The 12,965-nt window shown below is 71.2% G+C and carries 8 protein-coding genes; 3 read left to right on the plus strand and 5 right to left on the minus strand.

Translation table 11 applies throughout. The features are described 5' to 3' along the window. Nucleotides 1–35: 35 nt before the first annotated feature. On the plus strand, nt 36–656 hold the full coding sequence (locus BLQ63_RS12970) for a VOC family protein (RefSeq protein ID WP_091035021.1): 621 nt from the start codon (nt 36–38) through the stop codon (nt 654–656). Between the two features lie 8 nt (nt 657–664). On the opposite strand, the gene BLQ63_RS12975 is transcribed toward BLQ63_RS12970, so the two are convergent. Both BLQ63_RS12975 and BLQ63_RS12980 read right to left on the minus strand, forming a co-directional pair. Then, complete coding sequence (locus BLQ63_RS12975) at nt 665–1,489, minus strand: class I SAM-dependent methyltransferase (protein ID WP_091035025.1); 825 nt, start codon at nt 1,487–1,489, stop codon at nt 665–667. Between the two features lie 59 nt (nt 1,490–1,548). Next, complete coding sequence (locus BLQ63_RS12980; RefSeq protein ID WP_143014869.1) at nt 1,549–2,205, minus strand: GNAT family N-acetyltransferase; 657 nt, start codon at nt 2,203–2,205, stop codon at nt 1,549–1,551. A gap of 142 nt (nt 2,206–2,347) precedes the next feature. Between BLQ63_RS12980 and BLQ63_RS12985 the strand changes: the two genes are divergently transcribed. Next, nucleotides 2,348–2,923: a DNA-3-methyladenine glycosylase I gene (locus tag BLQ63_RS12985; protein WP_091035034.1), complete on the plus strand. Its 576-nt coding sequence runs from the start codon at nt 2,348–2,350 to the stop codon at nt 2,921–2,923. 40 nt (nt 2,924–2,963) lie between these two features. Here BLQ63_RS12985 and BLQ63_RS12990 read toward each other — a convergent pair whose 3' ends face one another. The 3 genes from BLQ63_RS12990 to BLQ63_RS13000 form a co-directional block, all read right to left on the minus strand. Then, entirely contained in the window at nt 2,964–6,236 is a 3,273-nt protein-coding gene (locus BLQ63_RS12990) for a phosphodiester glycosidase family protein (RefSeq protein WP_091035039.1), read from the minus strand. Nucleotides 6,237–6,358: 122 nt separating this feature from the next. Further along, complete coding sequence (locus BLQ63_RS12995) at nt 6,359–7,498, minus strand: low temperature requirement protein A (RefSeq protein ID WP_177154920.1); 1,140 nt, start codon at nt 7,496–7,498, stop codon at nt 6,359–6,361. A 62-nt stretch (nt 7,499–7,560) separates the two neighbouring features. Continuing rightward, nucleotides 7,561–8,589, minus strand: a complete 1,029-nt coding sequence (locus tag BLQ63_RS13000) for a LacI family DNA-binding transcriptional regulator (protein WP_218125238.1) — start codon at nt 8,587–8,589, stop codon at nt 7,561–7,563. Nucleotides 8,590–8,878: 289 nt separating this feature from the next. On the opposite strand from BLQ63_RS13000, the gene BLQ63_RS29650 reads away from it, so the two are divergent. Beyond that, nucleotides 8,879–12,955 carry an Ig-like domain-containing protein gene (locus tag BLQ63_RS29650; RefSeq protein ID WP_091035047.1) on the plus strand — a complete coding sequence of 1,359 codons (4,077 nt, stop codon included), beginning with the start codon at nt 8,879–8,881 and terminating at the stop codon, nt 12,953–12,955. The last annotated feature ends 10 nt before the right edge of the window (nt 12,956–12,965 follow it).

Raw genomic sequence — 12,965 nt, forward strand, 5'->3', positions numbered from 1 at the left:
TACTACTGTGGCCCAGCGTGACTAGACTGCGCCACATGTCCTCACTCGACCACCTCGTCCTCGCCACGCCCGACCTCGCGGCCACCGTGGCCGAAGTCCAGCGCCTCACCGGGACGCGACCCGTCCCCGGCGGCGTCCACACCGGACTCGGCACCAGGAACTTCCTGCTGGGCCTCGGCGACGGCGCCTACCTCGAGATCGTCGGACCCGACCCCGAACAGGGCACCCCGGAGGCCCCGCGGCCCTTCGGGATCGACGTCCTCACCGAGGCCCGCCTCGTCACCTGGGCGGTGCGCGTCGAGGGCATCGACGCCGCGGTCGACGCCGCCCGCGAGGCCGGCTACGACCCCGGCGAGCCCTGGGAGATGTCGCGGCGGACCCCCTCGGGCGACCACCTCTCCTGGCGGCTCACCCTCGACCGCGAACGGGGCCACTCCGGACTCGTCCCGTTCCTCATCGACTGGGCCCAGGCCCCGCACCCGGCCGCGAACCTGCCGGTCGTGCCGCTCGTCGGCCTCGAAGCGGTCCACCCCGACCCCGCGCGCGTCGAAGGCCCCATCGCCGCGATCGGCGCGAAGCTCCCGGTCAAGGCCGGCAACCGCCCTTCACTGGCGGCCACGCTCTTCGGCGAGACCGGCCTGGTCGTCCTGCACTGAACCGACGCTCAGGCCCGGCTCGCCTTCAGCGAGTACATCAGCGGCGCCCGCGGCGTGCCCTCCGGCTGCCGGAAGGCCCCGCCGTCGCGCTCCAGGGTCCCGAAATGCTGGAAGAGGGTCCAGTCGAACTCGTGCAGGAACTCGATCCGCAGGCCGTTCGCGGCCAGCGCCGAGACCACCGCGCCGATCGCGTGGTTCCACTCGTGGCTGAGGTTGTGCTCGGTCTCGGCCGCGAAGTCGACGTAGGTGCCCGGCTCGTCCAAGACCACGGGCTCGCGGCTGAGGTAGTCGCGTTCGAACCGGGTGCCGGTGCCCCAGTCCAGGACGTTCGCCAGCGGGTGGAACTCGGCCAGGTACAGGAACCCGCCGGGTGCGACGAGCGAGGCGACGACCTCGGCCCAGCGCTCGATGTCCGGGAGCCAGCACAGCGCGCCGATGCCGGTGTAGACGACGTCGAAGGTCTCGCCGCCGAGCGCGGTGCGGGCGTCGTAGACGTCGGCGGCGACGAACGCGGCCTGCTCGGCGGCGTAGCCGAGCTTGCCGGCCAGGCCCCGGGCGACCTCGACCGCCGGTGCGGAGAAGTCCAGCCCGACGACGCGGGCGGCGCCGCGGCGCGCCCACGAGAGCGTGTCCTGGCCCATGTGGCACTGGAGGTGGACCAGGCGCTTGCCGGTCACGTCGCCGACCTCGTCGGCCTGGAAGCCGGCGACGGTGTCCTTCCCGGCGAGGAAGGCGTCGTGGTCGTAGAAGGCGCTGGCGGCGTGGATGGGGACGCGCTCGTCCCACATGGCCCGGTTGGCCTCGCGCCAAGCGGGCTCGGATGCGGTGCTCATGGGCACCACGATCGCATCGGGGCGCCTGGGCGGCAAGCGGTTTAACCGCTCTTTCGCGGTCAGGCGCTCTTGCTGCGTGCTCCGGGGAAGTCCGAGACGTAGGTCCAGCCCAGGTGCTCGTACAGGGCTCGGCCCTCGTCGCTGCCGACCAGGAGACCCTGCCGCATCCCGAGGTGGTACGCGGTGGTGGACAGCGCCCGCATGAGGGTCGAGCCGAGGCCTCGGCGCTGGTGGTTAGGGGCGGTGACGACCTTGTCGAAGACGCCGATCTCGCCGGTGCGGCCCAGTCTCGCGGAGGCGGCCAGGTCGCCGTTGAAGTGGAAGGCCCGGGCGACGGTGAGCTCCCCTTCGGTCTCGACGTTCAGCCGGCAGCCCTCGGGGGCGGCGTAGGCGGTCGGGTTGAAAGCGGTGGTCATGAGGTGTCCGGCGTCGTCCATCGTCCAGGTCGAGGGGACGGCGTCGCGCAGGTCGTCGGTGGGCCCGGCGATCATGATCTGGTGGCCCGGCGCCGCCATGCGCTCGGCGGCCTCGGCGAGGGACGCGGCGGTGTAGGTGTGGAAGACCTGGCGCAGGTCGGTGCCGGGCGCACCGACGGGGACCGCGAAGCCGCCGGGCACGGGGACCGGCTGCGGGGTGACGCGCGAGACGGCGCGGCCGCGGCCCCAGGCCATGACGAGGTCGGGGATCGAGTGGCCGGCGGGGTTGTCGGTCGACATGAGGGCTCCTTCGAGGGAATCGAGTCGCCCCATCTTATTGCAAGTATCTTGCAATAGTCGATCGGCGTCGTGGAGTGTGATCGGGATTGTCGGTGCCCTCGCGTAGGCTCGGCGCGACGATCGCGAGGCGGGGGAGGCAGCAGTGGGCGATGCCGTGAAGTCGAGTGAAGACGGTCTGGCGAGGTGCCCGTGGGGGACCGATCCGGAGATCTACCGGGAGTACCACGACGGCGAGTGGGGGCGGCCGATCCGCGGCGACGACGCCCTGTTCGAGCGCGTCAGCCTGGAGGCCTTCCAGTCGGGCCTGTCGTGGCTGGTGATCCTGCGCAAGCGGGACGCCTTCCGCAAGGCGTTCGCGGACTTCCGGATCGCGAAGGTCGCCGAGTTCACCGACGACGACGCCGAGCGGCTGCTCCAGGACCCCGGGATCGTCCGCAACCGCGCCAAGATCGCCGCCACCATCGCGAACGCCAAGGCCGCAAGGGAACTCGACGGCGGGCTGAGCGCGTTCGTGTGGTCCTTCGCGCCCGAGCGGCGCCGGCGCCCGAAACTGCTCGCGGACATCCCCGCGGTGACCCCGGAGTCCACCGCGCTGTCGAAGGCGCTCAAGAAGCAGGGCTTGCGGTTCGTCGGGCCGACCACGGCCTACGCGATGATGCAGGCGATCGGGATGGTCGACGACCACCTCGCCGACTGCCACGTGCCCGAACTTCCATGAGGCGCGTCGGCGAACCCCTCGGTTCGCCGACGCGCACTGATCATCTGGTGACGGTGAACGCGCCGGTGGCGTCGACCCCGTTCACCGTGAGGTGGAGTTCGACCGTGCCGGAGCGCCAGGCGACGAGTTCACCCGTGCCGGGGTCGAACCACGCGTCGTAGCGCCACCAGTGCAGCGGCCCGGGCGCCCGCTCGCTCACGTAGACCTCGTCGGAGCTCCAGTCGGCGCCCATCGGGTAGGCGACCGGCATCGCCGTGCCGCCCTGGACCAGTTCGGCCCCGACCGTGACCGCCTCGCCGACCTTGAGGTCCGCCGAAGCGACGCTCAGCTCGTCCAGCTGGGGCCTGACCAGCGCCGAGAGCCATTCGCTCCCGCCCCAGTGCGGCGTCCCGTCGACGCCGAACTCGGTCCAGCCGACGAACCCGCCTTCGCCCGGGGTGCTCGACGGCGCCTTCCCGGAGTTGCCGTTCACCCAGTAGGAGACCCCGTCGACGCGGGCGGCGTCGAAGTAGCCGGCGTGGGCGCCGATGTAGGCCGCCTCCTTGCCGCTGTCGGCCTCGAACCCGGTGAGCCAGCGCTCCACGACCTCGGCCTCCAGGCGGTCGCCGAGCTGGCTCGCCGCCTGCGGGCTCTTGTCGTTCGTCGGCACGTGGGCGACCACCGCGACCGAGTCGACGTCGGGATCGTCGGCCGCCTCGTCCAGCGTCTCGCGGAGCATGGCGATCTGGTCCCAGCCGCCGTCGGCGATGGTGAGCCCCGAGGTGTCGAGCGTGACGAACCTGGTGCCGCCGCGGTCGAAGGTCTGGTACGCCGGGCCGAACACCGCCGACCAGTCGTCCACGTCGCAGCCCATCGCCTCGTGGTTGCCCGGCACGTAGACCCAGTCGAGGTCGTCGCCGAGTTCTTCGTCGAGGATCCGCTCGGCGAGCGCGAGGTCGTCGCTCTCGCACTCGTCCACCAAGTCCCCGTTGATGATCAGGAACTCCGCGTCGGAGGCCTTGATCTCCTGGAGGGTGCGGCGGGCCGAGGCGACGATGGCGCTGTCGGGGTTCTCGGCGGTGAACTGCGCGTCGGACATGACCGCGAAGGTCCAGTCGGCGCCGTCGAGGTCGCCGGCCACCATCGGGTCGGGCAGCGCCTCGTCGGCCGGGACCTCGACGTCGGGCGCGGTGTACGCCACGAGGTCGGAGATGGTGATCTCGCCCTGGTAGGCGGCGTCGGGCCGGGTCTCGGCGACGTAGAAGCGGTAGACCGAGACCGGGTAGTTCACGCCCTCGGGGACGGCGAACTCGACCCACTGCCAGCCCGGCTCGGTGAGGTAGTCGCCGCGCAGCACCACGTCGGTGCCGGCCGCGTCCTTGAGGTTGAGGGACGGCCATTCGCCGTCGCCCTGGGAGTCGATCCACATCCCGAACCGCTGCGGCTGGCCCTCGACGGCGATGTTCGCCGGCGGGCGGACGTAGGCGGCGCGGGTGGCGGTGGACTGCGAGAAGTCGTAGGTGATCTTCAGGCCGTCGCCGTCGTGTCCCGTTGCGGGCGTGATGGATCCGGTCGCCCGCGCGGCCGAGAAGATCCACTGCGACGCGTCGGCGAAGTCGGCCACCGGCTGCTCGGTGAGCCCGACGGTGACGGCGAGCGCCGTGGTCTTCCCGGCGACGGTGAGCGCCACCGTGCCGGACCCGCTCGCGGTGTTCGCGGTGAGGGTGAAGCCGCCGAGGCCGTCGGGGGCGATCGCGAACAGGTCCTCGTCGTAGTCGAGCGCGATGTCGGCCGGGTCGATCGGCGCGGTGAAGCCGTCCGCGTCCGTCCCGATGAGCTGGAACGCCGTCTCGGCTCCGGCCTCGGGCAGCGACAGGAGCCGCTGCGACGGCTCGATCGCGTCGAGTGGGCCGAGGACCGTCAGTGTCGTTGCGCCGCTGGAGCTTCGGGACTTGGCCGTCGCGGTGACCTCCCCGGACCGGTACCCGGCATGGAAGACCGCGTCATCGTCCACCTGGCCCGCCCATGACGGCGAGGTCCGCCAGCGCGGCGTCGCCTCGGCCGGGGCGAGCGTCTCGTCGTGCGCGGCCCACGAGAGCGGCCGGCTCAGCCCGGGGAAGACCCGGTCGTAGTCGGCGCCGTCGATCGCGCCGGGCGTGAACGGCGCCTGTGGGGCGACCGCGAACCCGTCGACCTCGCCGTCCCCGGCCGGGACGGTGAACGCCAGGCCGTTGCCCACGGCCCGCTCGGTGCCGTCCGAGGGGCTGTTGACGGCGATCAGATCATCGGTGCCGGGGGAGCGCGCGAGGAGCGTGGAGGAGCCGCCGCCGTCGAGGTTGAGCGCGCTGTGGGCGCCCATGGCCAGGAGCTGTTCGGCGAGTTCGTCGAGGGTGTACCCGCCGCTGGCGGCCTGGCGGCCGTCCACGGTGACCGCGTACAGGGTGGTGCCGTCCTCGGAGAGGCCGACGGCGGTGCGCGGGTGGCGGGTCTGGTCGGTGTGCGTGACGATCCCGCCGTCCTCGACCAGGATCTGGCGGCCCGAGACCGCCGTCTGCGGGACTTCGCCGTCGACCACGGGCGCGTAGTCGACCTCGACCGCGTCGCCGATCGCGAGGGCGCCCAGGGCCGTCGCCCCGGCGTCGCGGCCGACGAGTGTGACCGCGTTCTCGGCGATCGGCCCGGCCGCGGGCGCGTCGGTGACCGACGCGACGACACCGTCCACGATGGTCACCTCGAGGATGTCGGCGGCGCCTTCGGTGACGCGGGCCCGGCTCGCCTCGCCCCAGTTCGCGTCGTACACGCCGATGCCGCCCGCGGGCAGCTCGGTCGTGTTGAGGCCGTGGAGATCGAACGTCGCCGACCCGCTGACCGCGGTGCCGGTGAAGCCGACCGACTCGATGGCCCCGCGCCCGTCGGCGTCGAAGCCGATCACGTTGGCGGTGCCGGTGTCGGCGGACTTGACGAGTTCGCCGCCGCTGATGGCGACGCCTTCGGCCCCGCCGGTGTCGTTGATGTCGAAGAAGTCGGCGTTGAAGGCCAGGACCGTGTCCTCAAGGCCCGCAGCCTGTTCGCGGACCGGCGCGGCGTCGGCGACCGTTCCGGGCGAGAGGTACGCGGGGTGCACGTCGGCGGTCAGGTCCACGGTGACCGCGTCGGCGCGCAGCCAGCCCTGGTCCTCCCAGCGGTCGGAGGACTCGAGCATCACGCCGGGGGCGAGCAGGGTGGTGCCGGCGTCGACGGTGATGGCGTCGCCGTCCGCATCCTGGGCGCTCGCGGGCGGTGCGACGGCGCCGGCGGCCAGCAGGGCCGCGAGGATCCATGGGGTCTTGCGCACGATGGGACCTGGCCTTCGGGGGAGTCGCGGTTCTCGGTCCCACCCAAGATCCCATGAAAATCAGCTACACGGGAAGTCCCGTGTACGAAAATAATCGCCAAATTCTGTGCGAACCACACCCGTCACACAGGTTCGGGTCCAGCGGCCGTCCCGAACTCCTCGGGCCGCCCGAAGTAGGCGACGAACGCCGCGGTCGCCGCGGCGAGCCCGACCACGACCACCGAAGCGGGGATCGACCCGCCGAAGGCCGCGAGCGCCAGCGCCGCCGCGGCGGCGACCGAGCCCCACCAGCGGCGGTTCGACAACGCGCACAACAGCAGGCACAGCGCCAGCGCGGCGCACAGCAGCCACCGCTCGAGCGCGGGCAGCGGATCGGCGGCGTGCTCGGCGGCCCTGCCCAGGCCGAACGCGACGAGCGTGATCGACACGACCACCACCAGGTGCGCGACGAGCAGGAACCGCGGCTGCGCGGTGTTCTCCTCGTCGAAGCCGAACCGGAAGTTGAGCCACCACAGCCCGATGAGGAGCGCGAACCCGGTGAGCCCGACCGCAACTTGGTGCCAACCCCACTCGACCTCGCCCATGGCCGTCACCAGTTGCAGCACCGCCTCGCCGAGCACGATGATGACGAACAGCCCGAGACGCTCGCCCAGGTGCGAGCCGTGCAGGTCCGACGGCTCGAAGTCCTGCACGGGGCGCCTGCTGCGCTCGGCGCGCTGGCGCATCCGCTCCTGGAACTGCTCCATCCGCTCGGGGTCGGCCTCGACGACCATGGCCCCCGCGAGGGTCATCGCGACGCCGAGCGCCCACAGGCCGAGCTGGTAGCGGGGGTCGTCGGCCCAGAACGCGGCGATCCACGGCAGGAGCCCCGCGTTCCGCTGCGCCGCAGACCAGTTCATCACCATCTTGCCGGACCGGTTCAGGCCCTTGGAGGCGACGCCGCTGGTGTAGAGGTACGCGGCGGCGAACACGGCCGCGTGTGCGCCGGTCGCCTCGGGCACGGCGGCGGCCATGGCCGCGAGGCCGACCATGCCCAGCAGCATGGTGCGCGTGCGGGTCCGCTCCGAGGCGACGTTGGAGTAGACGGTGAACGAGGTCCAGATGAGCCAGATCGCGGTGTAGAGCGTGAAGAACGCCGCGAGGTTCAATCCGCCGGGATGGACCAGCAGGTGCGTCAACTGGGACACCGCGGCGACGACCACGAGGTCGAAGAACAGCTCGAGCCACGTCGCATGGCGCGGTGAGGTCATCTGTACGGTCACGAACGGACAACCTACTCCTCCCGCCTCGTGGACGGGGCCGGGTCGGCGAAGCTGAGACCCCGTCAGGCGTCGGGGGCGGTGGAGCCTCTGGGGACCACTCGGCATTGGACCGTTCTGATGCCCTTGCCGTGTTCGGCGTCTATCGATTCGAAGAGGGCCCTGGCCGCGGCTCGGCCCAGTTCTTCGAGGTTCATGTCCACGCTGGTCAGTTGCGGGCGGGCTCCCGAGGTCATGACCTGCCAGTTGTCGAAGCCCATCACGGCGACGTCGTCGGGTACGCGGCGGCCCCGTTCGCGCAGCGTGTCGAGCACGCCCCTGGCCACTTGGTCGGAGCCGCACAGCACCGCGTCGACGTCCGGCTCGCGGTCCAGGAGCATCCCGGCCGCGGCGCGGCCCCAGCCCTCTTCCCAGGTGCCGTAAGCGACCTGGCCCACCAGCGGGATGCCGGCCTCGTCGAGCGCGGCCCGCACGCCGTCGACGCGGTCGCGCGCGGCGCTGTACTGCCGGTCGCCGCTGATGTGGGCGATCCTGGTGCGCCCGCACGCGATGAGGTGCTCCACGGCCATGCGGCCGGCGCCGACGTTGTCGGGGACGATGGAGAGGTCCTCGGGATTCTCCGAGGGCGCGTAGGCGTAGACGACCGGCACGTCCACCGAGTCGGCCAGAGGCGGCCGTGGGTCGGTGGAGGAGCCGACCACGATGAGGCCGTCGACCCGGCGGCTGAGCAGGGCCCGCACGTGGTGGCGCTCGCGGATCGCGTCGCCCCTGGCGTCGCACAGGAACACCGAGACCTGTCCCGCACCGAAGGCGTCCTCGGCGCCCATGAGGATCGGGAGGCTGAAGCGCCCCACCAGGTCCGAGGTCAGGAGGCCCACGGTCCCGGTCTTGCCGGCGAGGAGCCCGCGGGCCAGTGAATTGGGGGAGAACGACAACTGCGCGGCCGCCTCGAAGACCCGCTCGCGGGTCTGGGCGTGGACGTGGTTGCGGCCGTTGAGGGCCTTGGAGGCGGTGGCCACGGAGACGCCCGCCAGCCGGGCCACATCGGACAGTGTGGCGGTGCGGGTGCCGCGCGGTGCCGGGGATCTGGCCACGTCGTCCTCCTTCGTCGGCTGGGCCCGGTGCGAAATGACGGCCGAAAGCAGTTTCGGCGGGCCGCGGGTCGACTGTATCCGACGAGCCGAAATGCCGCTGCACCGGCTTTCGGTGATGACGTCGCAGGTCTGTGCCTCGCTCGGAATTGAATGACATCGATGCATTGACATCTCGTGTCCGCGACCTCTAGCATCGTTGGCGACGGCCGTACCGAAAAGGTTTTCGGATGCTTTCGGATCCCGGCACTTCGGCGCACCCCCGCGCACCCGAACGACTCGGAGGCTCGCAATGTCGCAACGCCCCCCGACCACCCGAATCCTCGCCGCCTCGGTCGCGCTCGCCGCGGGACTCGCCGGCGCGCTCACCGTCCAGGCCCCCGCCGCGGCCCAGCAGACGATCGGCTACCCCGAGTTCACCGGCGGCGACGCCGTCCCGCCGGAGCCGGCCCCCTACACCGTCGACGGCATGATGCCGGTCATGTTCGCGGCCGAGGCCGACGGCACCGACTTCTGGATGGACCGCCTCCTCGCCCGCGAAGGCGCCGACCCCGCCGGCGACCAGTGGCTCATGACCCGCGGCCGGGCCCTGCTCATGCGCGTCCACGACCCCGACGTGATCGGCTTCGGCGGCGAGTTCGCCTACTACGACCCGTATTTCGACCGCGCCTCGAACACTGACGGTTTTACCGTGAACATCGGCGACGGCGACTTCACCGAGGTCGCGGCCGAGCGCCGCCAGACCCCCAGCCACTGGACCAGCGTCCACGAGGGCGGCGACCTCACCGCCGAGGTCCAGAAGTTCATCACCGACGCCAACGTCGCGGTCGCCAACGTGACCGTCACGAACGACGGCCCGACCGCGACCGTGCCGCTGCGCGTCGAGTCCGACTTCGCCTGGCAGGCCGAAGGCGACGAGCTCACCGGCGTCCTCGACGTGCAGAACTCCAGGTCCGAGCGCCTCACCACCGTCTTCCCGCGCCTCTCGGGCACCGGCCTCGCCCCCGAGGACGGCGCCCTCACCGGCGAACTCCAACTCGCCCAAGGCGAATCGGCGACCTTCAAGGTCCAGCTCGGCATGATCGCCGAGGAGATCCCGGCCTCGCGCACCGAGTACGACCACTACCGCGCCGTCGCGGCTGGCGACGCGTTCGCCGAGCACGTCCAGACGTACAACCAGTGGTGGGCCGACAACCTGCCCTACTTCGACTTCCCCGACGAGGCGCACAAGAAGTTCGTCTACTACCGCTGGTGGCTGATGCGCTACAACTACCTCGACGCGGACATCCCCGGCAACGACTTCCAGTTCCCCACCTCCATCGAGGGCGTCACCGGCTACAACAACGCCATCGCCCTCACCGTCCCGATGTTCATCGACGACCTGAAGTACCTGCGCGACCCCGCCTACTCCTACGGGCCCTGGGTCTCCACCGGCGAGTCCTCCGGCGGCGGGCGCTTCATGGACAACCCCGGCGACCCCGAGAACTGGTCGAACTCCTACACCCAGTACATCTCCGAGGCCGCCTGGCGCTCCTACCAGATCCACGGCGGACCGGTCGACATCGCCGAGAACCTCGCCCGCTACGCCGAAGGCGACGTCAAGGGGCAGCTGGAGACCTTCGACTCCGACGACAACGGCCTCATCGAGTACGACTGGGGCGCCATGACCGGCAACGACGCCGATGCCGTGTCCTTCCACTGGAGGGACGGGAACCTCGACCGCGCCGAGTCCGCCTACCAGTACTCCGGGGCCCTGGCCGCCGCCGAGGCCTACGAACTCGCCGGCGACACCGCCAAGGCCGAGGAGATGCGCGGGCTCGCGCAGACCATCGCCGACGCCATCACCGACGTCCTGTGGAACCCCGAGACCGAGCTGTTCGAGCACGTCCACGTCGAGTCCGGCGACCACGTGCCGTGGAAGGAGATCAACAACTACTACCCGTTCTCCGTCGGCGCCGTCCCGAACGAGGCGCCCTACACCGAGGCGCTGCGCCTCTTCGCCGACCCGGCCGAGTACCCGGTCTTCCCCTTCTACACCGCGAACCAGGCCGACAAGGCCGAGGCCGCCGAGCAGGGGAACCCCGGCTCCAACAACTTCTCCCAGATCAACTCGACCGTCCAGTTCAGACTCTTCTCCTCGGTCCTGCGCGACTACGACACCGACGCGATCACCACCGAGGACTACAAGAAGCTCCTGTACTGGAACGCCTGGTCCACCTACATCGACGGCGACACCGCCTGGCCCGACTCCAACGAGTTCTGGGCGGACTGGAACCCCGGCGCCGAGTCCATCGACTACCGGTCCTGGATCCACCACACCACCCTCGGCTCCAGCATCTGGACCTATGTGGAGGACGTGGCGGGACTGCGCCCCCGCACCGACGACAGGATCGAGCTCTCGCCGATCGACATCGGCTGGGACCACTTCACCGTCAACAACCTCCGCTACCGCGACGCGGACCTCACGATCGTCTGGGACGAGCCCGGCGACGGCACCGTCCACTACCCCGGCGTCCCCGAGGGCTACTCCGTCTACATCGACGGCAGCCGCGCCTTCACCCTCGACAGCCTCGTCCCGGCGGTCTGGGACCCCGACACGGGCAAGGTCAAGTTCACCGAAGGCGGCCGAGTCCTCAAGTCCTACAAGATGAAAGACCTCTCCGCGCCCGAGGACGTCGCCCTCGACGGCCGCGTCGTGGACGTCTTCGCCAAGGCCGGCGCCGACCTCGAAGGCGACGCCCCCAACCTCGCCGCGGGACAGACCGCGACCGCCTCCCACACCGCCGCGGGAAGCGCCACCGCGGCCGCCGTCGACGGCGCCACCTGGAGCGACCCGATCTGGAGCAGCGAAGGCTCCGGCAACGAGACCGACTGGTACGAAGTCGAACTCGACCAGGCGACCGAAGTGGACGAAGTCCGGCTCTACTTCTACCGCGACAGATCCGCCACGGGCCTGGCCGAACCGGCGGTCTACCAGATCCAGTACCACGACGGCACCGGCTGGGTCACCGTCGAGGACCAGGCCAAGACCCCGGCGATACCGCAGGCCAACTACAACCTCGTCCAGTTCCCCGGCGTCAGCACCGACCGCATCAGGGTCCTGGTCGACCACCAGGACGCCCACGCCACGGGCCTCAAGGAAGTCCAGGTCATGAGCACCGGGCACGACGCCGACCCGCCGGACAACACCGCGCCCTACGCCCTGGCCCGCCAAGACCTCGCGTTCCGCCAGCCCATGCAGGCGCTGCTCACCGGCACCGTCAAGGACGACGGCCTGCCGCTCGAAGGCTCGCTCACCGCGCAGTGGTCGCAGGTCGACGGCCCCGGCGACGTCGTCTTCGAGGACTCGGCCGCGTCGAGCACCATCGCCACGTTCACCGAGCCGGGCACATACGCGCTCAAGCTCGATGCAGGCGACGGCGCGGCCGACTCGGAGTCCACAGTGACCGTCGAGATCGCCGAACCCGACGACCGCACCAACGCGGCCCTCTTCGCGACCGCCACCGCCTCCTACACCTCGCCGTGGGAGAACGCCGCCGCCGTCAACGACGGGATCGACCCGCCGCGCTCCAACGACGGCACCAACCCCCGCTGGGGCACCTGGCCCGAGACCGGCGAGCAGTGGGTCCAGCTCGAATGGGCTGCGCCCGTCCGCCTCGACGCCTCAGACATGTACTTCTTCGACGACGGCGGCGGCGTGCTCGCCCCCGCCGAATGGCGCCTCCAGTACCGCGACGGCGACCAGTGGGCCGACGTCGAACCCGAAGGCGCCTACGGGACCGCGACCGACCAGTACAACCAGGTCGCCTTCGACCCCGTCACCACCACCGCGCTGCGGGCCGTGCTCCAGAGCGGCGGCGCCAGCGTCGGCGTCCTCGAATGGAAGGCCTTCGCCGAGGCACCCGAGAGCGTCCGCCCGGTCCACCAGCCCACCACCGCCGGGACCGTGCCGACACTGCCGGCCACCGCCACGTGCGTGTACGCCGACGGCACCCGCGTCGACCTCCCCGTCGTGTGGGGGCCGATCACCGACGAGGACGTGGCCCAGCCCGCCACCGCCTTCGACGTCGGCGGCCTCGTGACCGGCCTCGTGCTCCCCGCCCAGGCCACCGTCCACGTCAGACTCCACGACCAGGTCGAGGTCACCGCGCTGGAGACCGAGGCGGTCACCACCACCGCCGGAACCGCGCCCTCCCTGCCGCCCACCGTCACCGCCGTCTACAACGACGGCTCCAAGGACAACGTCTCGACGGCCGTCACCTGGGAGGACATCGACCCCTCGCAGTACGGCGCGCCCGGCACCTTCACCGTCCAGGGCGCGGTCGCGGGCACCTCACTGCGCGCCCAGGCCACCGTCACCGTCACCTGATCTCCACCGG

It is taken from the genome of Glycomyces harbinensis, from assembly GCF_900101745.1.
Taxonomy (GTDB): domain Bacteria; phylum Actinomycetota; class Actinomycetes; order Mycobacteriales; family Micromonosporaceae; genus Glycomyces; species Glycomyces harbinensis.

Coding starts and splice junctions, on each gene's coding strand:
- BLQ63_RS12970 (WP_091035021.1), top strand. CDS start 36: ATGTCCTCACTCGACCACCTCGTCCTCGCCACGCCCGACCTCGCGGCC.
- BLQ63_RS12975 (WP_091035025.1), bottom strand. CDS start 1,489: ATGAGCACCGCATCCGAGCCCGCTTGGCGCGAGGCCAACCGGGCCATG.
- BLQ63_RS12980 (WP_143014869.1), bottom strand. CDS start 2,205: ATGTCGACCGACAACCCCGCCGGCCACTCGATCCCCGACCTCGTCATG.
- BLQ63_RS29650 (WP_091035047.1), top strand. CDS start 8,879: ATGTCGCAACGCCCCCCGACCACCCGAATCCTCGCCGCCTCGGTCGCG.